This window comes from Pseudomonas sp. 10S4, from assembly GCF_034344865.1.
Classification (GTDB): Bacteria; Pseudomonadota; Gammaproteobacteria; order Pseudomonadales; family Pseudomonadaceae; genus Aquipseudomonas.
This window is the reverse complement of record NZ_CP133774.1, coordinates 1,232,434-1,258,942: the sequence shown is the minus strand read 5'-3', so window position 1 is coordinate 1,258,942 and position 26,509 is coordinate 1,232,434. Positions and strand designations below refer to the sequence as shown.

18 protein-coding genes and 2 pseudogenes are annotated in these 26,509 nt (G+C 59.6%); 6 read left to right on the top strand and 14 right to left on the bottom strand.

Features of this window, described 5'->3' with window-relative positions:
- Positions 1-111: 111 nt before the first annotated feature.
- Complete coding sequence (gene fba / locus RHM58_RS05910; RefSeq protein ID WP_054044249.1) at positions 112-1,176, top strand: class II fructose-bisphosphate aldolase; 1,065 nt, start codon at positions 112-114, stop codon at positions 1,174-1,176.
- 176 nt (positions 1,177-1,352) lie between these two features.
- On the opposite strand, the gene RHM58_RS05905 is transcribed toward fba, so the two are convergent.
- Positions 1,353-1,637, bottom strand: a complete 285-nt coding sequence (locus RHM58_RS05905) for a fructose-bisphosphate aldolase (protein ID WP_201256418.1) — start codon at positions 1,635-1,637, stop codon at positions 1,353-1,355.
- Between the two features lie 556 nt (positions 1,638-2,193).
- Positions 2,194-2,862 carry a polysaccharide lyase family 7 protein gene (locus RHM58_RS05900; protein ID WP_201198465.1) on the bottom strand — a complete coding sequence of 223 codons (669 nt, stop codon included), beginning with the start codon at positions 2,860-2,862 and terminating at the stop codon, positions 2,194-2,196.
- Positions 2,863-3,184: 322 nt separating this feature from the next.
- Here RHM58_RS05900 and RHM58_RS05895 point away from each other — a divergent pair, with 322 nt between their 5' ends.
- The 3 genes from RHM58_RS05895 to RHM58_RS05885 are packed head-to-tail and all read left to right on the top strand — an operon-like array spanning position 3,185 to position 6,166.
- Complete coding sequence (locus RHM58_RS05895; RefSeq protein ID WP_201198463.1) at positions 3,185-5,308, top strand: putative bifunctional diguanylate cyclase/phosphodiesterase; 2,124 nt, start codon at positions 3,185-3,187, stop codon at positions 5,306-5,308.
- 45 nt (positions 5,309-5,353) lie between these two features.
- Positions 5,354-5,845 carry a M48 family metallopeptidase gene (locus RHM58_RS05890; protein WP_201205052.1) on the top strand — a complete coding sequence of 164 codons (492 nt, stop codon included), beginning with the start codon at positions 5,354-5,356 and terminating at the stop codon, positions 5,843-5,845.
- Between the two features lie 24 nt (positions 5,846-5,869).
- Positions 5,870-6,166 carry a winged helix-turn-helix domain-containing protein gene (locus tag RHM58_RS05885; RefSeq protein ID WP_123369167.1) on the top strand — a complete coding sequence of 99 codons (297 nt, stop codon included), beginning with the start codon at positions 5,870-5,872 and terminating at the stop codon, positions 6,164-6,166.
- A gap of 132 nt (positions 6,167-6,298) precedes the next feature.
- On the opposite strand, the gene RHM58_RS05880 is transcribed toward RHM58_RS05885, so the two are convergent.
- Positions 6,299-6,751, bottom strand: coding sequence for a GNAT family N-acetyltransferase (locus RHM58_RS05880; RefSeq protein WP_201198461.1), 453 nt, complete (start codon positions 6,749-6,751; stop codon positions 6,299-6,301).
- 257 nt (positions 6,752-7,008) lie between these two features.
- On the opposite strand from RHM58_RS05880, the gene RHM58_RS05875 reads away from it, so the two are divergent.
- Positions 7,009-7,746: a substrate-binding periplasmic protein gene (locus RHM58_RS05875; RefSeq protein ID WP_201198459.1), complete on the top strand. Its 738-nt coding sequence runs from the start codon at positions 7,009-7,011 to the stop codon at positions 7,744-7,746.
- 85 nt (positions 7,747-7,831) lie between these two features.
- Here RHM58_RS05875 and yccS read toward each other — a convergent pair whose 3' ends face one another.
- The 9 genes and pseudogenes from yccS to betI all read right to left on the bottom strand — a co-directional run bounded on the left by yccS (position 7,832) and on the right by betI (position 21,832).
- Complete coding sequence (gene yccS / locus RHM58_RS05870) at positions 7,832-10,015, bottom strand: YccS family putative transporter (RefSeq protein WP_201198457.1); 2,184 nt, start codon at positions 10,013-10,015, stop codon at positions 7,832-7,834.
- A gap of 233 nt (positions 10,016-10,248) precedes the next feature.
- A complete protein-coding gene (locus tag RHM58_RS05865; RefSeq protein WP_201198455.1) occupies positions 10,249-11,427 on the bottom strand; it encodes an NAD(P)/FAD-dependent oxidoreductase in 1,179 nt (392 codons plus the stop codon).
- 159 nt (positions 11,428-11,586) lie between these two features.
- Entirely contained in the window at positions 11,587-12,972 is a 1,386-nt protein-coding gene (gene dbpA / locus RHM58_RS05860) for an ATP-dependent RNA helicase DbpA (RefSeq protein WP_201198453.1), read from the bottom strand.
- Between the two features lie 57 nt (positions 12,973-13,029).
- Positions 13,030-14,457 carry a multidrug transporter subunit MdtD gene (gene mdtD / locus RHM58_RS05855; RefSeq protein WP_201198451.1) on the bottom strand — a complete coding sequence of 476 codons (1,428 nt, stop codon included), beginning with the start codon at positions 14,455-14,457 and terminating at the stop codon, positions 13,030-13,032.
- Positions 14,458-14,672: 215 nt separating this feature from the next.
- Positions 14,673-16,016: a TldD/PmbA family protein gene (locus RHM58_RS05850; protein ID WP_322269858.1), complete on the bottom strand. Its 1,344-nt coding sequence runs from the start codon at positions 16,014-16,016 to the stop codon at positions 14,673-14,675.
- The gene (locus RHM58_RS05845; protein ID WP_322269857.1) at positions 16,009-17,451 is read right to left on the bottom strand and encodes a TldD/PmbA family protein; all 1,443 of its coding nucleotides are present in this window, start codon (positions 17,449-17,451) and stop codon (positions 16,009-16,011) included. Before RHM58_RS05845 ends, RHM58_RS05850 begins: the two co-directional genes overlap by 8 nt.
- A gap of 286 nt (positions 17,452-17,737) precedes the next feature.
- A complete protein-coding gene (gene betA / locus RHM58_RS05840; protein WP_322269855.1) occupies positions 17,738-19,441 on the bottom strand; it encodes a choline dehydrogenase in 1,704 nt (567 codons plus the stop codon).
- Positions 19,442-19,657: 216 nt separating this feature from the next.
- Positions 19,658-21,129 (bottom strand): annotated as a pseudogene (betB, locus tag RHM58_RS05835) (betaine-aldehyde dehydrogenase).
- A 109-nt stretch (positions 21,130-21,238) separates the two neighbouring features.
- Entirely contained in the window at positions 21,239-21,832 is a 594-nt protein-coding gene (gene betI, locus RHM58_RS05830; RefSeq protein ID WP_201198427.1) for a transcriptional regulator BetI, read from the bottom strand.
- A 379-nt stretch (positions 21,833-22,211) separates the two neighbouring features.
- On the opposite strand from betI, the gene RHM58_RS05825 reads away from it, so the two are divergent.
- Entirely contained in the window at positions 22,212-24,161 is a 1,950-nt protein-coding gene (locus tag RHM58_RS05825; RefSeq protein ID WP_322270815.1) for a BCCT family transporter, read from the top strand.
- Between the two features lie 266 nt (positions 24,162-24,427).
- Here RHM58_RS05825 and choV read toward each other — a convergent pair.
- Together choV and choW are read right to left on the bottom strand one after the other, a co-directional pair.
- Positions 24,428-25,605, bottom strand: a pseudogene (choV, locus tag RHM58_RS05820) (choline ABC transporter ATP-binding protein).
- A complete protein-coding gene (choW, locus tag RHM58_RS05815; protein WP_201198421.1) occupies positions 25,602-26,447 on the bottom strand; it encodes a choline ABC transporter permease subunit in 846 nt (281 codons plus the stop codon). Before choW ends, choV begins: the two are co-directional and overlap by 4 nt.
- Between the last annotated feature and the right edge of the window lie 62 nt (positions 26,448-26,509).

Sequence of the window (26,509 nt, the reverse complement as noted above, 5' to 3'; positions counted from 1 at the left end):
AACACCGAATGAGCGGACCGGACCAACCCCCGATCTGCAATAACTTGAATAGCCGCCGCCGCTACGGCAGGCTGGCATGATTAACGACCCAAACCGGGAGAGACACACACAATGGCACTTATCAGCATGCGCCAGATGCTGGACCACGCAGCCGAGTTCGGCTACGGCGTTCCAGCCTTCAACGTCAACAACCTTGAACAGATGCGCGCCATCATGGAAGCCGCTGACAAGACTGACTCCCCGGTGATCGTCCAGGCTTCGGCCGGTGCCCGCAAATACGCAGGCGCCCCGTTCCTGCGTCACCTGATCCTGGCGGCAATCGAAGAATTCCCGCACATCCCGGTGTGCATGCACCAGGACCACGGCACCAGCCCTGACGTCTGCCAGCGCTCCATCCAACTGGGCTTCAGCTCGGTGATGATGGACGGTTCCCTGGGCGAAGACGGCAAGACCCCGACCGACTACGACTACAACATCCGCGTCACCCAACAAACCGTGGCCATGGCTCACGCCTGCGGCGTTTCGGTAGAAGGCGAGCTGGGCTGCCTGGGTTCGCTGGAAACCGGCATGGCCGGTGAAGAAGACGGCATCGGCGCCGAAGGCGTTCTGGATCACAGCCAAATGCTGACCGACCCGGAAGAAGCCGCTGACTTCGTCAAACGCACCCAAGTCGACGCCCTGGCCATCGCCATCGGCACCAGCCACGGCGCCTACAAGTTCACCAAGCCGCCTACCGGCGACGTGCTGGCCATCGACCGCATCAAAGAAATCCACAAACGCATCCCGAACACCCACCTGGTGATGCACGGTTCGTCTTCCGTGCCACAAGACTGGCTGGCGATCATCAACCAGTACGGCGGCGACATCAAAGAAACCTACGGTGTCCCGGTTGAAGAAATCGTCGAAGGCATCAAGCACGGCGTGCGCAAGGTCAACATCGACACCGACCTGCGTTTGGCATCCACCGGTGCGATGCGTCGCCTGATGGCCACCAACCCGAGCGAGTTTGATCCGCGTAAGTTCTTCGGCGCGACCGTGACGGCGATGCGTGATGTGTGTATCGCGCGTTATGAAGCGTTTGGTACGGCGGGTAATGCTTCGAAGATCAAGCCGATCTCGTTGGAAGCGATGTATCAGCGGTATTTGAAGGGTGAGTTGAACGCTAAGGTTAACTAAGCCTGAGCGTTAAACAGCGTTGATAAGAAACCCGCCGAGAGGCGGGTTTTTTATGTCCGGAGGTTTTTACGCGGCGCAGATAATCTGGGCGAATCAACTGTCAGCCATAACGGACATTTTTAAGGCTTGAGACCGAAAAGTCCGATTTAGGTGACATTAATCTTGTTTCAGCGGCTCTATTTCTCGTCAAGCCCACGCTGTTCAATCACCCGAAATACATCACGCACATCCTGGATCAGGATCCGGGCGATGTTGGTGACGGTGTTGATGTCGTTCTCGGCGTAGTCCGGCAGGCTGGTGCAGGCCATGAGGTTGAGGTATTTGAGGACGGCGTTGAGGCGTTCGCTGACGCAACTATGGAGTTCGCGGATCGGAGCTTCGCTATCGATGAACAAGACAGGGCAGTCGGTGGCGAATTGGGACATGGGGGTGAAGCGGCGAGGCGGGTTGTTCATTGTCATAAGTAAATCTTCCTGTGCATAAAAGAAGAGCTACTACTTTTCGCTGCGAATCGAATGGGTGGTAGCTGCGTGCGGGTTCGCAGACCGAGGCACAAGGAACCCGGCAGACCCGAAGGTCTCCCACACGCAGCCACCATAAAACGAACTGCGGGCGTGAAAACGACCATCGTTTGTTATGGAGCTTGGTTACCGTTGCGCTGTAGGGCTGCGAAACCCTATCGCCGACTGCTGTCAGCGACGGGGCGAACTATAAGCGGCGATTTTGGTGGCTGCAACCGGGGTGTAGGACCGTAGTGCAGTCATTGTGGCGAGGGGCTTGCCCCGTTCGGCGGCGCAGCCGGCGTAAACCGGGCGTTGTGGTGTGGCTGTAGGAATGCGGTGGCAGATGGATGGGGCTGCTTCGCAGCCCGGCGGGAGCAAGCTCCCTCGCCACGATGGGTGGTTTCCTACAGGATTTGCGGAAGGCTTGAGAGTGATGGGGGCTGCTGCGCAGCCCAACGGGGGCGAGCCCCCTCGCCACAGCAAGCCCCTCGCCACAATGATCGGCGCCAATGACTTACTTGTCGTGATCAATATCCAGCTTGCTGAATGTCACTTTCCCGCCTTCGCTGGTGTACCCGGTGTTGTCCTGCACATAGACCCCAGCCTTGAAGTACAGCGGCTTGTCGCGCCATGTCGCGCTGATGTCGGTGTCCCACTGATAACCCGCGGCGCTGATGCCCAACTGACCGCCAGGGCTCAGGTGAATGAGGTAGTTAAACTCCTGATCCAGCTTCACGCCGCTAGCGATGGTGATGACCCGACCCTCGCCGTCATCAGGGTGCATGCGCACTTTGGCGACGATGTTGCCGGTCTGTGTGCTGGTCTTGAACTGGTACTCAAGCTTGATCAAGGGTTTCTGGCTTTCATAGGCGTGGATCTGGCCAATGACGATTTTGCCGGAACTCGGCACCTGATTGACCACAAGGGTGGCACGCAGCGAATTATCGGCTTCCGGGTAGAGCCAGTTACGCAGGGTGCCGTTGCTGTAGGTTTCGCGAAGTTCGGTGCGGGGGTATTTTGCGTTTTCGGTTTTGGAGCCTGTGACCGGTGACCAGAAAAACAGGGTGCCGGTATTGGAATGGAAGTATTGGTCCTTGAAACCGTCCACCAGTTTGGCTGTTTCAACGGTGTACGGCGGATTGCCGACAGGAACACTAAGGTTCCATGTTGCGAGATCGATCATAGACAAAGTTTCCACAAATTCATGCTGCACACCCGTGCCAATAGCTCTAGTACGGGGCTTGGAGGGGTGCCTTTATAAGCGTAGTCGGTAACTTTGTTAATGCCCATTTGGCAGATGATTGGCGTCAATATCCTGTCAAAACGCCATCTTTCCCGGTTTCAGGGGGCTGTAGAGCCGACCGTTAGTCGGCTTATGGACGCTTTGGTTAAATGATGGCGCGATGACACCTACTGCTTTTGCGCATCCGGGTCTAGAGTGAAGGCTCAGTATTTGTCCGGTTTTCACGAGAAACCGGCCTGTCGCCCCGAACAAGAGAAGCAGCATGGAATGCGCGCAACCCACGCCAGGTGAAGGCAACTCTGTCCTTTTGATTGTTGATGATTACCCTGAAAACCTGATCAGCATGCGCGCCTTGTTGCAGCGCCAGGACTGGCAGGTCATGACCGCCGCCTCGGGCTTCGAGGCACTCAGTTTGCTCCTTGAACACGAAGTCGACCTGGTGCTGCTGGATGTGCAGATGCCGGGCATGGACGGCTTTGAAGTCGCGCGGTTGATGCGTGGCAGTCAGCGTACCCGTCTTACGCCAATCATTTTTCTCACCGCCAACGAACAGTCCCAGGACGCCGTGATCAAGGGTTATGCCAGTGGTGCGGTGGATTACCTGTTCAAACCCTTCGACCCGCAAATCCTCAAGCCCAAGGTCCAGGCGTTGCTTGAGCATCAGCGCAACCGTCGGGCGTTGCAGCGCTTGAGCCATGATCTGGAAGTGGCTCGTGCCTTTAACGCCTCGGTGCTGGACAACGCCGCCGAAGGCATTCTGGTGGTGGGCGAGGACGGCCTCATTCGCTTTGCCAACCCGGCGATGTCGCGGCTGCTCAATGCCACGGTCAAGGATTTGCAGGGCCGGGAGTTTCTGGATTTTCTGCAAAAGCCGCATATTCCGATCTGGTCCGATTCCGACCTGTATATCGGCTACAAACGCGGTGAAACCCTGCGCCTGCACGACGCGCTGCTGCGCACGGCGCCGGGCCAACAAGTACCGGTGGCGTTGTCCTGTGCGCCATTGCCCTCCGAGCAGCACGCGATGGTGGTAACGGTGCTGGACATGTCGGTGGTGCGGCACCTGCATCAGCAACTGGAGTTCCAGGCCGTCACCGATCCGCTGACCGGGCTGCTCAATCGGCGGGGCTTTTACCAGACCGTGGAAAACCTGCTGCTGCGCGGCGAACGTTCCGATAGCGCCTGGGTGTTGCTGTACCTCGACCTTGACGGTTTCAAACGGGTCAATGATTCCCTTGGTCACGATGCCGGTGATCGGGTGTTGCGCTGGGTGTCCGAGCAGTTGAAGTCTTGCCTGCGGCCCTTCGATATTCTGGCGCGCATGGGCGGCGATGAGTTCACGGCGCTGCTGGATCTGGAGTTCCCCGAACAAGCGGCGAAGATTGCCGAGAAGCTGATCGAGCGAGTGTCGATCTGTCAGCAGATCGAAGGGTTGGACATCGCCCTCGGCGCCAGCATCGGCATTGCCACGTACCCGGATTGCGGTTCGAATCTCGACGGTCTGTTGCGGGCGTCCGACATTGCGATGTACGAAGCCAAACGCGCCGGGCGTCAGCAATATCGCTTCTACGATCACGAAATGAACGGCCGGGCGCGCTCGCGTTTGATGCTTGAAGAAAGCGTGCGCACGGCCATTGAAAACCGTGATTTCAACTTGGTATATCAACCGCAAGTGGCAATCAATGGTGGACAGATTCGCGGCTTCGAGGCGTTGCTGCGCTGGCAGCATCCGAGTGTCGGCGATGTTCCACCGGGGTTGTTTTTGCCATTACTGGAAGAGGCGCGGTTGATCAGTCGACTGGGCAGCTGGATCTATCACCGCAGCGCCAAGCAGCGCAAAGCCTGGGAAACCTTGTTTGCCGAGGATCTGGTGGTAGGGGTGAGTTTGAGCAGTACGCAGTTCGGTATGCCTAACCTGGTCACAGAGTTACGCCAAGTGCTGGAGCGCCATGGCTTGCAGCCGCGCCAGATGGAGGTTGAGGTCACCGAGGAGGCGTTGACGATCAACCCGGATGAAACCCGCAAGCAGCTGCGTTTACTGCACAACCTCGGCGTGAGGGTAGCGCTGGACGACTTCGGCTCGGGGCCATGTTCGCTCTCCCATCTACGGGATCTGGAACTGGACACCCTCAAGCTCGACCGCCATCTGATTGCCCGGTTGCCAGAGTCGTCACGGGACGCGTCGCTGGTGCGCACGGTTATCGATCTGTGCAAGGAGTACGGTCTGCTGGTGATCGCCGAAGGGGTGGAAACGGTTGCGCAATATGAGTGGCTGCAGGCCAATGGCTGCGAGTACGTGCAGGGATTCCTGGTGGCGCGGCCGCTGACGGCCGAAGACGCGGGTGAGTTTGTGCAGCCCTTCGACTGGAGCGCGCTACCCAGCTGAATTCGCTACACTGGCGACCTTTTCGTGATTCGTGTTGCCTGCCCAATGACCGCGTTGAAATACCTCCAGGCCTACCCCGCAGCGTTGCAGGACCAGGTGCGCCAGCTGATCGCTGAAGGTCGGCTGAGCGACTACCTGAGCCAGCGTTACCCGCAGAAACACGGCGTGCAAAGCGACAAGGCGTTGTACACCTATGCCCTGGACCTGAAGCAGGAATACCTGCGTAATGCCCCGGCCATCGACAAGGTGTTATTCGATAACCGCCTGGACCTGACCCATCGCGCCCTCGGCCTGCACACCACGATTTCCCGGGTGCAGGGCGGCAAGCTCAAGGCCAAGAAAGAGATTCGCGTTGCTTCGCTGTTCAAGGAAGCGCCGTCGGAGTTTTTGAAAATGATCGTGGTGCATGAACTCGCGCATTTCAAAGAGTCGGATCACAACAAGGCGTTCTACAAGCTGTGCGAACACATGTTGCCGGGGTATCACCAGGTCGAGTTTGATTTGCGGGTTTATCTGACTTGGCGGGATATGCAATAAAAGATCAAGATCAGGAGTATATGGATGGATGTCAGCAAGACCAAAAGCAGCTTCTACCGCCGGCTATACGTGGCGTACCTGATCGACAGCGGATTGGCCAGCAGTGTCCCGGCATTGACCGAAGTGACCGGCATGCCTCGGCGCACAGCCCAGGACACCATCGCGGCGCTGGCGGATCTGGATATTGTGTGTGAGTTCGAGCAGGAAGACGGCGCGCGTAACCATGCGGGGCGTTATCGGATTCGTGAGTGGGGAGCGATTGATCGGGGTTGGATTGAGCGCAATTTGCGGCAGATTAAAGCGGTGTTGGAATATCCCTGAGATTTCGTGGCGCCTGTTCTGACGCCTTCGCGGGCAAGCCTCGCTCCTACGGTATGTGCGCAAATCATGCGAGCAACCGAAATTCTGTAGGAGCGAGCGGTGCGGCGATCCGACTTGCCCGCGAAGAGGCCCTCAGGAACGACGCATCCCGATGTGCGGAATGCCATCCTCGACATACTCCTCTCCCGCCACCACAAACCCGTACCGCCCGTAATACCCCTGCAAATGCGCCTGGGCCGAGAGATAGATCGGCACCTCAGGCCAGCGCTTTTCAGCCTGCTTTAATGCCTGGTCCATCATTTCATGCCCCAGCCCCTGGCCACGACTTTCTGGCGCGGTCACCACCCGACCGATCACCACATCGCCACCCTGCAGCTCCGGGTCGAGCAAACGCAGATACGCCACCAGCCGTTCGCCATCCCACCCCATCAAATGGCAGGTGTCGCCTTCCAGATCCTGGCCATCGACATCCTGGTAGACACACTGCTGCTCGACGACGAATACCTCGGCACGCAGTTTCAAAAGGGCATACAGCTGTTCTTTACCCAGATCGCTGTGATGTTTGCAGACCCACTCAATTGTCATCTTCACATTCCTTGAACAACGTCCCTCAGATACTAAGCGCCCTGACGAAAGATGTCTTGATGGCAGAGCAATCTGTGACAAAGGCCAAAATGCCATCATTCATTTCGTGCGGTGTTGTCTTCTTTGTGTAATCTGCAAGTAAGCGCTGTGCAGTGGCTTCAATGAGCTAAGGTTTAGTACCGGCAAGTCGGTAACGAAGTCTTGGAGTTTTGGCTGAAAAACACGTCGGGCAGCCCGCCCGCTAAGGATTTTCTAGCATGCCGCGATTGCATCGAGCTTTTGCTTTGATTGGATTGCTGTTGCTGACTCAGTACGCGGCAGCGGAAAAGCTGCGTCTGGTGGCCGATGCCTGGCCGCCCTTTACCGATGCCACGCTGGTCAATGGTGGGTTGGCCACGGACATCGTCAGTACCGCGCTGGCCCGGGCCGGCTATGCCAGCGATTTCGAGCAGGTGCCCTGGGCGCGAGCCTTGCTGGGGGTGGGCGAGGGTCGTTACGACGTGCTGGTCAACGCCTGGTACAACGACGAGCGCACCAAGCTTGGCCAGTTTTCCGATGAGTACTTGCTCAACCGCGTGCGCTTCATCAAGCGCAAAGACGCGCCGATCGAATACAACAACCTTCAGCAACTGCACACCTACCCGATCGCGGTGGTGCGGGGTTACGCCTACTCATCGGAATTCGATGAGGATGCAGCGTTGCAGAAAGTCCCTGTACATAACTTCGCCATGGCCGTGCGCATGCTCGCGGCCGACCGGGTCAAGCTGACCCTGGAAGATGAGTACGTCGCCCGCTACTACCTGGCGCGTGAATCGGCCAAGGTGCGTAACTCGGTCGAATTTTTACCCAAGCCGCTGAGTGAAAACAGCCTGCATATTCTGGTCAGCCTGAAGAACCCGGAGCATGAGCAAATTGTGGCGGGTTTTGATCGGGAGATTGCGGCGATGAAGGCGGATGGGAGTTATGAGCGGTTGATGAAGCAGCATGGGATGTGAGGGGGCAGCGGCAAGCTTCAAGCTTCAGGCTGCAAGTTGATTGGCGGTGTGGCTGGCCTCATCGCGAGCCCAGTCACCGCAAGGCTTAACCCTCGCTCGTATCCTTGATCAAATGCGCCGCCAACGTCCGCAACGGCCCCAACTGCCGGCAGATCAACGCCAACTGCGTTTGCACCAAGCGCTGACCTTCATCAATCTCATCCGGCATCTGCTCCAGCGTATTAGCCAGCGCTTCTTCCTCATCGCTCTGAATCGCAATCGGCAGTTTGCTCGCCAGCCCTTGGGCGATCTCATCGATGCTCGCTGCCAGGCTCACCCCGGCGCCGTCGATCAACTGCTCACGGACATCCGGCGGCAGTTGGGTCTCGCGGTGCGCGCCCAGGCCTGACAAGTAGCTCAGCAACGTGTGGGACAACACCAGAAAACGGAAACCGACATCCGCTTCCTTCCGGAAATGCCCCGGCTCCATGAGCATGTTCGCCAGCGTGGTCGACAGCGCTGCGTCGGCGTTGTGCGCGTTGCGTCGGGCCAGGCGATAGGCCAAGTCATCGCTTTTACCGGCGGCGTATTGCTGCATGATCTGGCGCAGGTAAATGCTGTTGCAGGTCAGGGTGTTGGCCAGCACTTTATTCAGGCGTCGGCCCTGCCAGTCCGGCAGGAACAGGAACACCGCCAGCCCGGCGATCAGGCTGCCGAGCAAGGTATCGAACAGTCGCGGCAGGAACAGCCCGTAACCGTCGCCCACCTGGTTGAAGCAGAACAGCACCATCAAGGTGATCGCTGCGGTCGCCAGGGTGTAGCGGGTGGTGCGGTTGATAAAGAACACCACCCCGGCAGCGATGGCGAAGCACGACTGGATCAACGGGCTCGGGAACAGGTCGAACAACGCCCAGGCCAGGGTCAGGCCGATGGCGGTGCCGATGATCCGCTGGCCGAGTTTGCGGCGGGTTGCGCCGTAGTTCGGCTGACAGACAAACAGCGTGGTGAGGATGATCCAGTAACCTTGGGATGGGTGGATCAAATGCACCATGCCATAGCCGATGCTCAAGGCCAGGGGCAAGCGCAGGGCGTGGCGGAACAGCAACGAGGTCGGCGTCAGCTGTGTGCGCAAACGAATCCACACATCCTTGAGGTTGCGCGGCGAACGGTCGAGCAGGCTGCTGTCGGTGGCGTCGGCGAGGGCGTCGGGGTTGCTGGCGTCACTGAGCAAACGGTCGAGGGTGCCGAGGTTGGCGGCGAGTGCGCGCAATGAGCGCAGCAAACCGCGCCAGGCCGGGTTGCTCTGGATGCGCAGGTGCTCGAGGGAGGCGTGCAGGTCGCTCAGGGCTTCGGCGAAACTGGCGTCATAAACAAAGGGCTGACGCATCTGGATCGATTCGGCCAGCGCCCGGCAGGCTTTGCCTTGCTGGCGCAGCAGACGCTGGCAGCGGAACATCACGTCGCTGTGGAAGAACGCGTCGGCCAGGGCGTTGTAAGGGTAGTGCGAAGAACTGGCGCGCTCGTGGATGTCTTGAGCAAGGAAGTACAGCTTGAGGTAACGGCTGACTTTCGAGCCCGGCCGACCGTTGCCGACCCGGTGCAGGATGATTTCCTTGGCGACGTTCAGCGCAGCGACCACTCGACCGTTTTGCTGCGCCAGTTCCAGGCGTCGTGCTTCCACGTCCATCTGCCGGATCGGTTCGAACAGCGACGATTTAAGCTTCAGGTAAAAACCCAATTCCCGGAACAACCGCGCCAGGCTCTGCTGCACCGGTTGGTTGGAAAACATCGCCTGCCACAACACCGAGAGCAAACCGTACCAGGCTGCGCCGGCCACCAACAGCACCGGCTCGTGCCAGAAATCAGTCACTGCGCCGCCGCGCTGATCCACACCGATCATGGTGTAGACCGACAGAATCAGCGTCGCCGAGGCAATTGCGCCATAGCGTTCGCCGAGGGCGCCGAGCATGGTCAGGCCGAAGGCGGCAAGCGCCAGGGCGATGATAAATATGATGGGGTAGGGGAAGAGCAATTCGACCGAGAACGCGGCGATGCTGAAACACACCAGCGTTACGGCCAGCGCGTTGAGGCGGCCCTGCCAACTGTCGTCGGTTTCGGCCAGGGCGCTGGCGATGATGCCCAGGAACAACGGGATCAACAGCCCCATTTCATCCTGATACCAACAAACGGCCATGCTGCCGGTCAGGGCGATGAACACCCGCACGCTGTAGCTGAATTTATCCAGCGCCCAGAGACGACGCAGAGACTGACTAAAAGGGGTCGATGACATGAAGTGCGAGGGCCTTCCGAGGCGATGACGCTAAATTGAGCCAGTAATGACGCCGACGCAATGGCGCCGATCACATCTGACAGCAATATTTGTTCCCTGCATTGTTTGTTGTCTGTCCGGGCGTCTTCGCGGGCAAGCCTCGCTCCTACAAGTTTTGCGTCGTATATAAAACTACGGCAAGCCTCGAACCTGTAGGAGCGAGGCTTGCCCGCGAAGAACGATAACGCGATAAATCAGACGAATTGTGCAGCCGCGTAACCCGAAGCCCAGGCCCATTGGAAGTTGAAACCGCCCAGATGCCCGGTGACGTCCAGCACTTCGCCGATGAAGTACAGGCCGGGGCTTTTCAGCGATTCCATGGTCTTGGACGACACCTCATTGGTATCGACCCCGCCCAAGGTCACTTCGGCAGTACGGTAGCCTTCGGTGCCGGCCGGCACCACTTTCCAGCTCGCCAGTTTTTCGGCGATGTCGGCAATTTCCGCGTGGGTGTATTGCTTCATCGGTTTGGAAACGAACCAGTTGTCCGCCAGCAGGTTGGCCATCTTCTTGGTGAAGATTTCCCCCAGCAGGGTTTTCAATTCGCTATTCGGGCGTTCGGCCTGTTGCTGTTGCAGCCAGGTCGGCACGTCGTGGTCCGGCATCAGGTTGATTTCTACCGTGTCGCCGGATTCCCAGAACGAAGAAATCTGCAAAATCGCCGGGCCGCTAAGGCCACGATGAGTGAACAGGATGTTCTCGCGAAAGCTCTGCTCGTTGCAGCTCACCAGGCAATCCACCGATGTACCGGACAGCTCCGTGCACAGCTCTTTGAGCTGATCGGTGATGGTGAACGGCACCAGGCCAGCGCGGGTCGGCAGCAAGTCGTGGCCGAACTGCTTGGCCACTTGATAGCCGAAACCGGTCGCGCCCAGGGTCGGGATCGACAGGCCGCCAGTGGCAATCACCAGCGATTCGCAGGTCAGTTGACCGAGCGTGGTGTCCAGCAGATAACCGCTTTCGAGTTTCTCGATGCTCTGGATCGAGGTGTCCAGGTGCAGGCTGACGCCGACCTGATCGCACTCGTTGAGCAGCATTTCGAGGATGTCGCTGGATTTGTTATCGCAGAACAACTGGCCGAGTTTTTTCTCGTGGTACGGCACGCCGTGTTTGGCGACCATGCCGATGAAATCCCACTGGGTGTAGCGCGCCAGTGCGGATTTGCAGAAGTGTTCGTTCTGCGAGAGAAAATTGCTCGGTTCGGTGTACATATTGGTGAAATTGCAGCGGCCACCGCCCGACATCAGGATTTTCTTGCCGGCCTTGTTAGCGTGGTCGAGCAACATCACCTTGCGCCCGCGCCCGGCGGCGGTCAGCGCACACATTAACCCTGCGGCGCCAGCGCCAATGATCACGACTTCGGTAGAGCGCAAAACGGTGTCCTCACACAAAATTCAGATTCACCGACAAACCAATGTGGGAGCGGGCTTGCTCGCGAAGCGGCCGGCACATTCAACATGGATGTTGTTTGTCAGTCCGCCTTCGCGAGCAAGCCCGCTCCCACATTTGATCTCTGTCAGCCAGACGATCCCTTACAAGATACGCACGCGCAACGAACGGCCCTTGATCTTGCCGTCGTTCAAACGCTGCAAGGCTTGCTTGGCGATCCCGCGTTCCACAGCCACATACGCCTGGAAGTCGAAGATCGCAATCTTGCCCACCTGAGCGCCCGGAATACCCGCGTCGCCCGTCAGTGCGCCGAGAATGTCACCCGGGCGAACCTTGTCTTTACGGCCAGCGCCGATGCACAACGTGCTCATCACCGGCAGCAGCGGACCGCCACCCTGGGAGGTGAGGTTGTCGATCTGATCCCAGTTCAACGGCGACTGTTGCAGCTTCTCGATGGCTTGCGCGCGGATGGCTTCGGACGGCGCCACCAGGCTGATCGCAATGCCTTTCTCACCGGCGCGGCCAGTACGGCCAACACGGTGGATGTGGATTTCCGAGTCACGGGCCAGTTCGACGTTGATCACCATGTCCAGCGCATCGATGTCCAGACCACGGGCGGCTACGTCGGTGGCAACCAGTACCGAAGTACTGCGGTTGGAGAACATCGCCAACACCTGGTCGCGGTCACGCTGTTCCAGATCGCCATGCAGGCCGACGGCGGAAATGCCTTTGGAGGTCAGGTGATCAACGGTTTCCTGAACCTGCTGCTTGGTGTAGCAGAACGCCACGCAAGACGCCGGGCGGAAGTGACCGAGCACTTTGGTCACGGCGCTCATGCGCTCGTCCGGGGATATTTCGTAGAAACGCTGTTCGATCTGCGTGTCGTCGTGGAACGCTTCGGCTTTGACGATCTGCGGGTTGCGCATGAACTTCGCGGCCAATTGCTTGATGCCCGACGGGTAGGTGGCCGAGAACAACAGGGTCTGGCGACGCTCCGGGGTCTGGGCAATGATTTCTTCGATGGAGTCGTAGAAACCCATGTCGAGCATGCGGTCGGCTTCGTCGAGGATCAGGGTGTTCAGGCCGTGCAGCACCAGCGAACCTTTGCGCAAGTGCTGCTGGATGCGGCCCGGGGTGCCGACGATGATGTGCGCGCCGTGCTCCAGCGAGCCGATCTGCGGGCCGAAGGACACGCCGCCGCACAATGTCAGGATCTTGATGTTGTCTTCGGCGCGGGCCAGACGACGGAGCTCCTTGGCAACCTGGTCAGCCAACTCGCGAGTCGGGCAGATGACCAGCGCCTGGCAACCGAAGAAGCGCGGATTGATCGGGTTCAGCAGACCGATACCGAAGGCAGCGGTCTTGCCGCTGCCGGTCTTGGCTTGCGCGATCAGGTCCATCCCCTTGAGGATCACCGGCAAGCTTTGCGCCTGGATCGGCGTCATCTGGGCATAACCGAGGGAGTCGAGGTTAGCCAGCATGGCGGCGGACAGCGGCAAAGTATTAAAAGCGGTGGCGATGGTGGTCACGGGACTGGCCTGCAAAACAAAATGTCGCGCAGTGTATCAGTCCCGTGGCCATTCGCCCTAAGGCTCTATGTGTTCTTCCGGACGCTTGGCACGCCGTCCGTCTTCCTTTGAGAGTTGCGAGAAGATCGTCGCGGCCAGCATCGCCATGATGCCGACGGTCACAAAGGTCAATTGGAACGCGCCCAGTACGGTGTCCACACCATCATTTCCGACCTCTGCCGTGAAGCCGCCCAGCAGCGCACCCGCGCAAGCCACGCCAAGGCCCAGGGACAACTGCGCGACCACCGACAGCAAACTGTTGCCGCTGCTGGCGCTGGCATCGTCGAGGTCGATCAGGGTGACGGTGTTCATCGCGGTGAACTGCAGGGAGTTGATCGCGCCGAGAATGGACAGCATCGCCAGCAGCAACCAGTACGGTGTCTGTTCGCTGACCAGGCCCATGGCGGCCAGCATAATCCCCAGAAACAGCGTGTTGCCGGTGAGCACAATGCGGTAACCCAGACGTTCGATGATCGGCCGCGCTACCCACTTGGCCAGCATTGCCGCTGCCGACAGCGGCAGCATGCTCATCCCGGCCTGTGACGGTGAATAACCCAGTGCCACTTGCAGCAGCAACGGCACCAGAAACGGCAATGCACCACCGCCGAGTCGGGCGAACAGGTTACCGAGGATGCCGACAGCGAAGGTCCGGGTCTTGAACAGTGACGGCGAGAACAATGGATTGTCGATGCGCCCGGCACGCAGCCAGTACGCCGCGAGACACGCCATGCCGGCCACCAGCAACAACATCACGCGCAAGTGCGGCAGGTGCAGTTCACCGAGGCCTTCCATGGCGATGGTGATCAGCACCATCGAGGCACCGAACAGCAGGAAGCCGACGCCGTCGAAACGGGTGCGCTCGGTGCCGCGCAGGTCCGGGATGAATTTCCACACCGCGTAGCAGCCGATCAGCCCCACGGGCAGGTTGACCAAAAAGATCCAGTGCCACGACAGGTATTGCACCATCCAGCCGCCGGTGGTTGGCCCCATCAATGGGCCGAGCAGTCCGGGAATGGTGATGAAGCCCATGATCCGCACGAGCTCCGAGCGCGGGTAAGCCCGCAGCACCACCAGCCTGCCCACCGGCAGCATCAAGGCGCCGCCCAGACCTTGAATGACCCGCGAACCGATCAGCATCGTCAGGTTGGGCGACAGGGCGCAGAGCAGTGAGCCGAGGCTGAACAACAGGATCGCGCCGAAGAAGATTTTCTTGGTGCCGAAGCGGTCGGCGATCCAGCCCGAGGCGGGGATCAGCAAGGCAACGGTGAGCATGTAGGCAATGATCACGCCTTGCATGCGCAGCGGGTTTTCCGCGAGGTCCAGGGCCATGGCCGGCAGGGCCGTGTTGAGGATCGTCCCGTCAAGGGACTGCATGAAGAAGGCAATGGCCACGACCCACGGCAACCAGCGGGCGGTGACAGGGTCGAGGGGCGGGCGGTTGGGCATGGGACCTCTTGTTAGTGTGAGTCAGATAGTGCGCGATCCATGGCAAAAGGGAACCATTGTGGCGAGGGGGCTCGCCCCCGTTCGGCTGCGAAGCAGTCGTAAATCCAGCGAATGCAGTCTATCTGACGAACCGCGTTTGCCGATCTGGGGCCGCTTCGCAGCCCAACGGGGGCAAGCCCCTCGCCACAGGGTCTTCGGTGTGCCGGGGTGTGTGTTTACAGCGTTAAAGTGAGTCGGCTGACGAGCGCACCCGGCAATACCGCCGAGGCTGTCGCCCGCTGACTGTAAGTACTCGCCGACAGCAGCAACTCGCGCTCTTGGGTCAACGCTTCCAGCTGCGAACCGAGCAGGCTGTAGGCGCTGTCATCAAAACGCATGGTGCTGACCGGGGCCTGAATCTCGCCGTGCTCGACCCAGAAGGTCGCAAACCGGGTCATGCCGGTCAGTCGCGCCGCCGGTTGATCCGAGTAGTTCAGGTACCAGAGGTTGCTGATGTACAACCCTGTGCCCAGTTGCTTGAGAATCTCGGCTTCAGGCAACGTGCCAGCCGCCATGTTTAACGCGCTCGGCATTTCACCACCACCGGCACCGTTGGCCGTCAGGCCATACTCAGCCGCACTGCGTGAGCTGACCATTTGCGCGCCGGCCTTGCCTTCGACGATCAAGCCCAGATCGCTACGCGGATAACCTTCGCCGGAAAACGCCGGACTCAGGGAGCCGCTGACCTTTTCATCCAGCGAGACCAGCGTGCTGAACGATTGGTCGCCGGCGTAGAGCTTCTGCAACGGACTGCCTTTACTGGCAATCGACTGCGCCGAGAAACCGCCCCAGCCGAGCATGCCCATGATTTCTTCCACAGCCGCTGGCGCCAGGTAAGCTCGGTACTGACCCGGTGCCAAGGTGCGCAGCGGCCGACCGAGAAACGCCAATTGCTCGCGCGCCTGCTGGAAGCGCTTGGCAAAGCCTTCGCTGTTCCAGTCGTGCCCGGCGTAACTGGCCTTCACTGCCTGGCCGTTTTCATGGAACAGGCTGAAATCGAAGTTGAAGCTGTTGGCCTGATGCCAGCCGAACGCGCCCGAAGAACTGGCGAAACCGCGACTGATCGGCCCGGCGGCATAGAAACCCACCAGATCCAGCCCTTCGGCAGCCTGGGTGATTTCAGCCACGACCTGCTCGGTGTCCGGCAGCGGATGGTCCTGCACGTTTTTGCTCTGCCAGCCGTTGTGGTTGAGCATCAGATACGGGTCCGGCGGCAGCAGCGGCAGGGTTTCGCGCAGCTGTTGCAGACCTTCGGCCAGACGCTGAACATCGGTTTCAGCATCACCGGAGAGCGTAATGTTCAGGTCGGCGTGGCGACCTTCGTTGATCAGTTTGAAACCGACACTCGCCTGCTGCACCTGCCCGGCCTGACGGACCTTGGCATGGTTGAAGCGCACGAAGGCCGAGGACTCGGCGGCGTAGCTGAGAGTGAATAGCTCTGGCTCGCGAATCGCGTCACGCAACCAGTGGACCAAGGCCTTGAATGCATCGGCCTGATTTTTGAAGTCGTCATCAGGCATCTCCCCCAAACACATCAACATTGCTGAACACGCAGGCCGGCGACGCATGGCCGACGCGGATCACCTGGTTTGGCTCGCCCTTGCCGCAGTTCGGCGTGCCCAGGACTTTGACGGTGTTGGCGTCGCCGACGGCGCTGAGGTTCTTCCAGAAGTGTGAGGAAATCGCCCGGTAATTCGGGTTCTTGACCACGCCTTTAAGCTCGCCGTTCTCGATCAACTGACCCCACTCGCAACCGAACTGGAACTTGTTGCGCGCATCGTCGATGGACCAGGAACGGTTGGTGCTCATCAAAATGCCGTTTTCGATATTGCCGATCAGCTTCTCCAACGGTTGATCGCCGGGCTCGATATTCAGGTTGGCCATGCGATCGATCGGCGCACGGTTCCAGCTGCAGGCGCGACTGTTGGCGACACCGTCCATGTCGGCACGGAATTGCGACAGCGCGCCGCCCAATGGACGCAGCAGCAGGCCTTCTTTGATCAGAAATTGTTTGCTCGCGGCGGTACCGTCGTCGTCATGACCGTAGCTGGCAAGCTGCTCGGGAATGTCCGGGTCGAAGGTTACGTTGAGCAATTTGGAGCCGTATTGCAGGCTGCCGAAGTCTTCTGCCTTGACGAAACTGGTGCCGGCGTAATTGCGCTCGTCGCCGAGGATACGGTCCAGTTCCAGCGGGTGGCCGATGGATTCGTGGATCTGCAGCATCATCTGGTCCGGCATCAACAGCAGGTCGCGCGGGCCTTGTGGCGTGTTCGGCGCCAACAGCAATTGCAGCGCTTGATCGGCGATTTTCGGGCCGGCGCCGACCAGGCCGCAGCGGCTGACCACATCAAAACCGCCCTGTTGACCGAAGTTCTCGCGGCCCAAGGTGCGAGTCTGGCTATCGCTGCCGTCGTAGGCGGTGACTTCCAGGCTCGGGTAGACGAAACGCTGGGCCTGGCGCAATTCGGCGCCGGCGCTGCTGAGGTAGATTTGCTCGACGTTGGTGATGCCGATGCTGACCTGCCAGTTCACCAGTCGCTCGTCCTTCGGCACGGCAGCGGATTCGGCGCCGAGTAGCTGGTAGCAGTCGCTCAGGGACGGGAAGGGCTGGTCGAAGTTCGGCGAAAAGTAGTCGGCGCGGTCGCTGGAGAGCACTTGGGTGCTCAGGTCGAGCAAGGCGTGGGGCTTGAGTCGACGGGCTTGTTGCTCGGCCTTCTCCAGCGCAGCTTGCAGGCCTTGTTGCGAGAGGTCGTTGGTCGCGGCGTAGGCTTCGACGCCGTTGACTCGAACGGTCAGCATCGCGCCTTCGTCACGGCTCAGGCTCGGCGGCTCGGCGACGTTCTTGCGCACCGAGAGGTATTGGCCGGACTCGCGTACATAACGCAGCGAAAAGAATTCAGCGCCCGTGCGCAACGCAGCAAAACGCTGCTTGAGCTGGGGGTGGAAATCGAACATTCGAGAACCTCCTTGGTAGGGAGAAGCGGCGTATCGGTGTGGCGAGGGGGAGTGAAACGTTTGCGTGGCGCTAGATTAGGCCTGCGCGGGGGTAGGATCAAGCTTGAAACGGTGTAGGAAAGGTTTACCCGAGGTGGGTCAGGAGAAGATGTGCTGTCTGGTCGGGCCCCTTCGCGAGCAAGCCCGCTCCCACGTTGGATCATCTGTGTTCACAAATGCTGTGTTCACTGGAGATCCAATGTGGGAGCGGGCTTGCTCGCGAAGGCTGCGCCGCGGTGTAACGGTCTTACTGGGCAGTAGGGCTCACATCCCGCAGCGGCTTGCCACGCACCGGTGCATCACCGGCCACGAAGTAAGCAGCCTTGCTACGCGGCAATGGCTGACGACCACGGATCTTGTCGGCGATTTTCTCGGCAATCATGATCGTTGGTGCGTTCAGGTTGCCGGTAGTGATGATCGGCATGATCGAGGCATCGACCACCCGCAGGCTCTGCATGCCGTGTACGCGACCTTCAGCGTCAACCACGGCCATGTCGTCGGTGCCCATTTTGCAGGAGCAGGACGGGTGGAACGCGGTCTCGGCGTGTTCGCGGATGAACTGGTCGAGCTGCTCATCGGTTTGCACGTCGATGCCCGGGCTGATTTCGCGGCCACGGTAGGCGTCCAGTGCAGGCTGCTGCATGATTTCACGGGTCAGGCGGATGCCATCGCGGAACTCCTGCCAGTCTTGCTCGGTGGCCATGTAGTTGAACAGGATGCTTGGGTACTCGCGCGGATCCTTGGACTTGGCCTGGATTCGACCGCGACTCGGCGAACGCATGGAACCCATGTGCGCCTGGAAGCCGTGCTCTTTCACACCGTTGCTGCCGTTGTAGTTAATCGCGACCGGCAGGAAGTGGTACTGGATGTTCGGCCAATCGAATTCTTCGCGGGTACGGATGAAACCGCCGGCTTCGAACTGGTTGCTGGCGCCGATACCGGTACCGTTGAACAGCCACTCGGCACCGATGGCTGGCTGGTTGTACCAGAGCAGCGACGGGTACAGCGAGACCGGTTGGGTGCAAGCGTATTGCAGGTACAGCTCAAGGTGATCCTGTAGGTTTTCGCCGACGCCTGGCAGATCGTGGACCACCGGGATGTCGAGCTTGTTCAGCAGTTCGGCCGGGCCGACGCCGGAGCGTTGCAGAATCTGCGGCGAAGCGATGGCGCCGGAGCACAGCAGCACTTCTTTGCGGGCCTTGGCTTCAACGCGCTCTTCAGCGGCGCCGATCAAGTAACGCACGCCGACTGCACGCTTGCCTTCAAACAGAATCTTGTCGGTCAGAGCGTGGGTAACGATGGTCAGGGTCGAACGCTTCTTGGCTGTGTCCAGGTAACCGCGAGCGGTGCTGGCGCGACGGCCGTTCGGCGTCACGGTACGGTCCATCGGGCCGAAGCCTTCCTGCTGGTAACCGTTCAGGTCTTCGGTGCGCGGGTAACCGGCTTGCACGCCTGCTTCAACCATCGCGTGGAACAGCGGGTTGTTGCCGGCCTTTGGCGTGGTCACGCTGACCGGACCTTCGCCACCGTGGTAGTCGTTCGGGCCGATGTCGCGGGTTTCAGCCTTGCGGAAATACGGCAGGCAGTTCAGGTAGTCCCAGTCTTCCAGGCCTGGCAGTTTCGACCAGTTGTCGTAGTCCATCGCGTTGCCGCGGATGTAGCACATGCCGTTGATCAGCGAGGAACCGCCGAGGCCTTTGCCGCGACCGCATTCCATCCGGCGACCGTCCATGTGTGGCTCTGGATCGGTTTCGTAGGCCCAGTTGTAGCGACGGCCTTGCAGCGGGAACGCCAAAGCGGCCGGCATTTGCGTGCGGAAGTCGAAACGGTAGTCCGGGCCGCCCGCTTCGAGCAGCAGGACGGTGACGCCTTCGTCTTCAGTCAAACGGGTCGCCAGGGTGTTACCGGCCGAGCCGGCACCGATGATGATGTAATCGTATTCTTGGGACATTAAATGCACCCTCTTTGAAAGTGGTCAGGTCGCGGGTGGCCGAGCTGCCACTTAACTTGTGGCGAGGGAGCTTGCTCCCGCTCGGCTGCGCAGCAGTCGCAAAATCAGCGACCGCTTTCTATCTGAAGACATGCGGTGTCTGGGATGGGGCCGCTTCGCAGCCCAACGGGGGTAAACCCCTCGCCACAATGGCGTTCACTCCAGACTTCGCGTGGATCAGAAAACCGAGGCGTAATCGCCCAGTTCGACCTGTACCGATTTGATGCGTGTGAAGTTGTTCAGCGAGCTGATGCCGTTCTCACGGCCAACACCCGATTGCTTGTAGCCGCCGACCGGCATCTTGGCGTCGGACTCGCCCCAGGCGTTGATCCAGCAGATACCGGCTTCCAGTTGATGAATCACGCGGTGAGCGCGGTTCAGGTCTTTGGTGACGATGCCGGCCGCCAGGCCGAAGTCGGTGTCGTTGGCACGACGGATCACTTCTTCTTCGGTGTCGTAGGTCAGGATGGCCATGACCGGGCCGAAGATTTCTTCGCGCACGATGGTCATCTCGTCGGTGCAGTCGGTGAACACGGTCGGTGCCACGAATGCACCTTTGGCAAAGTCGCCGTCTGTCAGGCGGGAGCCGCCGCACAGCACGCGAGCGCCTTCTTCCTTACCTTTGGCGATGTAGCCCAACACGCTTTCCATGTGGGCGAAGCTGACCAGCGGGCCGAAGTTGGTGTTTTCGTCTTCCGGGTTGCCGATGCGGATGGCGCAACGCGCTCGGCAATCTTGGCTTCGAAAGCAGCTTTCAGGTGAGTCGGTACGAACACGCGAGTGCCGTTGGTGCAGACCTGGCCGGAGCTGTAGAAGTTGGCCATCATCGCGGTGTCGGCGGCGCGATCGAGGTCGGCGTCGTCGAAAATGATCAGCGGGGATTTGCCGCCCAGTTCCATGGTCACGTCTTTGAGTGACGAGGCCGAAGCGCTGGCCATAACCTTCTTGCCGGTATCGGTGCCGCCGGTGAAGGAGATTTTTTCGATGCGTGGGTGTTCGGTCAACCAGGTGCCGACTTCACGGCCGCTGCCGGTCAGGACGTTGAACACGCCAGCCGGAACGCCGGCTTCGGTGTAGATCTCGGCCAGTTTCAGGGTGGTCAGGGAGGTGACTTCGCTTGGCTTGAAGATCATCGCGTTGCCGGCCGCCAGGGCCGGTGCGGATTTCCACAGGGCGATCTGGATCGGATAGTTCCACGCGCCGATACCGGCCACGACGCCCAGTGGCTCGCGACGGGTGTAGACGAACGAAGTGGTGCGCAGCGGGATCTGCTCGCCTTCGATGGCCGGAACCAGACCTGCGTAGTACTCCAGCACGTCAGCGCCGGTAACGATGTCGACGTACTTGGTTTCGGAGAACGACTTGCCGGTGTCCAACGTTTCCAGCGCGGCCAGTTCATCGTTGCGCTCGCGCAGGATATCAACGGCACGACGCAGGATGCGCGAACGCTCCATGGCGGTCATGGCAGCCCAGATTTTCTGGCCCTTTTCAGCGCTGACCACAGCGCGTTCGACGTCTTCTTTCGTCGCACGCTGTACGGTTGCGAGGACTTCACCGTTAGCCGGGTTAATGGCTTCGAAGGTGGCGTCGCTGCTGGCGTCGGAGTAACCGCCATCGATGTAGAGTTTTTGCAGTTCGAAACGGGCCATAGTGTCCTCGCAAGTGCATAAGTGGTTGGCGTAGGCCACTGGGGTGATGCCATTAGGTTGTGGCAACACCGATCAGCAGCAGTTCAGGGGTTGAGCGTTTATGTGTGCTCTAACTCACCTGCTTGGCCAATTGGAAATCCATGTATTCGTAAGCGATCTGTTGCGCCTGCTCGGTGTCGAAAGCGTCTCCCGACAGCGCGCCGCGCAACCACAAGCCATCAATGAGGGCTGCCAGGCCACGGGCGGCACTGCGCGCTTGATCAAGCGGCAATACACGGCGGAACTGGCAGCACAGGTTGGAATACAGACGGTGATCGTTGATCCGCTGCAACCTGTGCAATGACGGCTGGTGCATGCTGGTGGCCCAAAAGGCCAACCAGGTTTTCATTGCCGGGCCATTGACCTGGCTGGCGTCGAAGTTGCCTTCGATAATCACCTGCAGATGGGCCCGTGGGCTGTCATCTGCCAGCGCCTGGCGGCGCGCGGTGACGCTCTCGCTGAGGACGCTCATCAGATACCGCATCGTGGCGGCGATCAGGCCATTCTTGTCCTGAAAATAGTGACTGATGATGCCATTCGAGACACCGGCCAAACGGGCGATCAGCGCAATGCTGGCGTCCCCCATTCCGACCTGATCGACAGCCTGTAATGTGGCTTCGATCAATTGCTGACGGCGGATGGGTTGCATACCGACCTTGGGCATCTTGCACATCTCCTTAGGCCTTCCGACGGACGAAAAACGTCTATCGGATTGAAGGCCAGTCTATTTTGTTTTGATTGAACGTTCAATCAACAAAGAATAAGATCTGCGACAATTCGTCGCTGCCTACAGGTTTTTCCTACGTGTAGCTGGCGGAAAAACGACATCTGAAAACGCTCGAAACCCCCGCGCACTGGCGCTCCGGGGCTTCGGGCTTTTTTCGGGCTGTCTTTATATCACCCGCCGGTCGGCTGCCAACTAACCGATTGGTCGGGTAACGCGTTGCCTTGTGTTCTTCTCCCGCACTGCCCGGAGCATCTGTGCCATGAGTTCTGCCTCTCTTATAAAGACCCCACCCGAGAAGGTGACGGTCAACGGTTGGGTGTTCTACACCTCTACCGCGTTGATCCTGTTGTTGACCGCCATTCTGATCATTGCCCCGCAAGAGGCCGGCAGATTGCTCGGTATCGCCCAAGCCTGGTTGTCCCGCAGCTTCGGCTGGTACTACATGGTGGTGATCGCTGCTTACCTGGTGTTCGTGGTCGGCCTGGCGTTTTCGTCCTACGGCAAGCTCAAACTGGGCAGCAAGGACGACACCCCGGACTTCAGCTACGGCGCCTGGGCGGGGATGCTGTTCTCCTCGGGTATCGGCATCTCGCTGCTGTACTTCGGTGCGTCCGAGCCGCTGGACCACTACTTCAACCCGCCGGAAGGCGTGGCCGCCAGCAACATGGCTGCCCGTCAGGCAGTGCAACTGACATTCCTGCACTGGGGCCTGCACGGCTGGGCGATCTACGCATTGGTCGGTCTGGCCGTTGCTTACTTTGCTTACCGTCATAACCAGCCGCTGGCGTTGCGTTCGGCGCTGTATCCGCTGGTGGGCGAGCGTTGGGTCAAAGGCGCGGCTGGTCATGCGGTGGACGGCTTCGGCATGTTCGTAACCCTGCTGGGGCTGGTGACGAACCTGGGGATTGGTTCGCTGCAAGTGTCGTCGGGCCTTGAAAATCTGTTCGGCATGGAACACAGCAACACCAACCTGTTGATCGTGATCATCGTGATGAGCACCGTGGCGACCATTGCTGCCGTGTCCGGTGTGGAAAACGGCATCCGTCGTCTGTCCAACCTGAACATCGTGCTGTTCAGCGGTCTGCTGATTTTCGTGCTGCTGTTCGGCCCCACGCTGCACCTGCTCAACGGCTTCGTGCAGAACATCGGTGACTACCTGAACGGTATCGTGCTGAAAACCTTCGATCTCTATGTGTACGAAGGCAGCGCCGACAAGACCGAACGCTGGATGGGCCTGTGGACCCTGTTCTACTGGGCCTGGTGGATTTCCTGGGCCCCATTTGTCGGCATGTTTATCGCGCGTATTTCCCGTGGTCGCACGGTGCGTGAACTGGTTGCTGGTGTGCTGCTGATCCCGCTGGGTTTCACCCTGGCGTGGTTGTCGATCTTCGGTAACTCGGCCCTGGACCTGGTGATGAACCATGGGGCGGTGGAGCTCGGGAAGACGGCACTCGAACAGCCGTCCATGGCGATCTACCAATTGCTTGAGCATTACCCGGCCTCGAAAATCGTCATCGGCGTGTCGATTTTTGTTGGTTTCGTGTTGTTCCTGACCCCGGCGGATTCCGGCGCGGTGATGATGGCCAACCTTTCCTGCAAGGGCGGCAACGTTGATGAAGATGCCCCGCACTGGCTGCGGATCTTCTGGTCGGCGGTGATTACCCTGGTGACCATCGGCCTGTTGTTCGCCGGTAACTTCGAAGCCATGCAAACCATGGTGGTGCTGGCCGGTCTGCCGTTCTCGGTGGTGCTGGTGTTCTTTATGTTCGGCTTGCACAAGGCGATGCGCCAGGACGTGCAGATCGAGCAGGAGCAAGCGGAGTTGGCCGCGCGCGGTCGTCGTGGTTTCAGTGAGCGTTTGACTCAGCTGGACCTGCAACCGAACCAGTCGATCGTTCAGCGTTTCATGGACAAGCAAGTCAGCCCGGCGCTGGAAGATGCCGCGGTGCAATTGCGTGCTCAGGGCCTGGACGTGCAAACGTTGCTGGGCAAGTCCAAGCGTTGCATGGGCCTGCGGATCGAGATGGAAGAGGGCAACCCTTTTGTCTACGAAGTCAGCCTGGACGGTTACTTGGCAGCAGCGAGCGAGACGGTGCCGGCGCATAGTGCCGATGAACCGCGTGCACGTTACTACCGCGCCGAGGTGTACCTGCACAACGGCAGCCAGGACTACGACTTGATGGGCTTCGCTCAGGATCAGATCACCCGTGACGTGCTCGATCAGTTTGAAAGCCATCGGCAGCTCCTTGGCCGTGTCTATAGCTGAGACTTGAGGTCTGCGGTGCAGTGAATGCACCGCGGCTCTATTGTGGCGAGGGGGCTTGTCGGAACGCCGCATCACCCCGTTCGGCTGCGAAGCAGTCGTAAATCCGGATAATGCGGTGTATCTGAACGACCGTATTATCTGGCTATGGGGCCGCTGCGCGACCCAACGGGGCAAGCCCCCTCGCCACAGTGGTCCGTGTTTACAGCCAAATATCTGTACTAACAAAAACGCCGCGATCCTCTCGCGGCGTTTTTGTGTCTGTTGCCTTAGCCCAGGTTCTTGCCGAGCAGCGCGTGGTACAGCTCGCTGTCGCCCAGAATCCCCACCACTTTGTTGTTGTCGTGCAGCACCAGTTTGTTGCCGGTCTGGTAACGAATCTGCAGCGCATCACGCATGCCGATGTTGGAGTCCACCAGCGTTGGCCGACGACCCAAGGCTTCAACCGCTTGCCCCGGCGCCCAGTTCTGCAGGTCCAGGCTGGCACCGTTCTGGCGTGCGCCCTTGATGGTGTTGCCTTCGGCCAGGTCCAGCCACGAATCGCCGCCCGGATCGAGGCACACCGAACCGTTGATGCGTTTGCAGTTGTCGAGGGTGCGCATCAGGCTGCGACCGCACAGCACGTTCAACGGGTTGGTGTGGGCCACGAAGGTCCGCACGTAATCGTCCGCAGGGTTCAGCACGATTTCTTCCGGCACGCTGTACTGCACGATGCGGCCGTCTTTCATGATGGCGATACGGCTGCCGAGTTTCAGCGCTTCATCAAGGTCGTGGCTGACGAAAACGATGGTCTTGTTGAGCTTGCTTTGCAGTTCCAGCAATTCGTCTTGCAGGCCTTGGCGGATCAGCGGGTCGAGGGCCGAGAACGGTTCGTCCATGAGCAGAATATCGGCGTCCATCGCCAGTGCACGGGCCAGGCCGACACGTTGCTGCATACCGCCGGAGAGCTCGTCGGGCTTCTTGTTGCGCCACTGGGTCAGGCCCACCAGCTCAAGCTTGTCGTCCACCAATTTACGCCGTTCTTTCTCAGGACGACCCTGCATTTCCAGACCGAAACTGATGTTCTCGCGCACCGTCAGCCAAGGCATCAGGGCGAACTTCTGGAACACCATCGCGATGCGCTTGGTGCGCATCATTTTCAGTTCTGCCGGGGTACAGGAAGCGATATCGATCTGCTTGCCTTCGTGCTCGACGAACAACTTGCCACGGCTGACGGTGTTGAGACCGTTGATGCAACGCAGCAGGCTGGATTTGCCGGAGCCGGACAGGCCCATCAGCACGCAGATTTCGCCTTTTTCGATGTCCAGGCTGGCTTTTTCAACACCGACGATCTGGCCGGTTTTTTCAGGATCTGGTCGCGGGTCATGCCCTGATCGAGGAGCTTGAGCGCCTCGCGCGGGTCTTTGGAGAAGACGACGTCGACGTCTTCGAAGCGAATAATGCTCATGCGTCACCCCCTACTTTAGCGTCGGGTTGTTTGCAGATACGGTCGAGCATGATCGCCAGCAGTACGATTGCCAACCCGGCTTCGAAGCCCAGGGCGATATCGGCGGTGTTCAGTGCGTTGACCACGGGTTTGCCCAGGCCATCGGCGCCCACCAGTGCCGCGATCACCACCATCGACAACGACAGCATGATGCACTGGGTGATACCGGCCGCAATGCTTGGCATCGCGTGGGGCAGTTCGATACGAGAGAGCAGTTGACGGCGCGAGCAGCCAAAGGCTTTGCCGGCGTCCATCAGTTCTGCGGGAACATCACGGATACCCAGGTAGGTCAGGCGGATAGGCGCGGCAATCGCGAACACTACCGTCGAGATCAGACCCGGGACCACGCCCAGCCCGAAGAGGGTCAGGGTCGGAATGAGGTACACGAAGGTCGGCACGGTCTGCATCAGATCGAGCACCGGACGCATCAGTGTGTAGAACATCGGTTTGTGCGCGGCGACGATGCCCAACGGCACGCCGATGATCACGCAGACGAAGGTGGCAAACAGCACCTGGGCCAGGGTTTCCATGGTTTCCTGCCAGTACCCCAGATTGAGGATCAGCAGAAAGGAGAGGATGACGAAAACGGTCAGTCCCCACTTTCGTTGAATGAAGTGGGCCAGTAGTGCGATGAGGCCGATCAATGCAAACGGGTTGAACCAGGTCAACGCGAACGTCACGCCGTGGATCATCGTTTCCAGTGTCACGGCGATCGCGTCGAATGTGCTGGCGCCGTGTTGCGTCAACCATTCAACGAAGCTCGCGATGTACTGGCCTAAGGGGATTTTCTGATCAATCAGCATGGTAGTGAACGTCCGCATGCAAGGAAATAAACAGCCCGGGCGAGCGAACTCGCCCGGCGTAA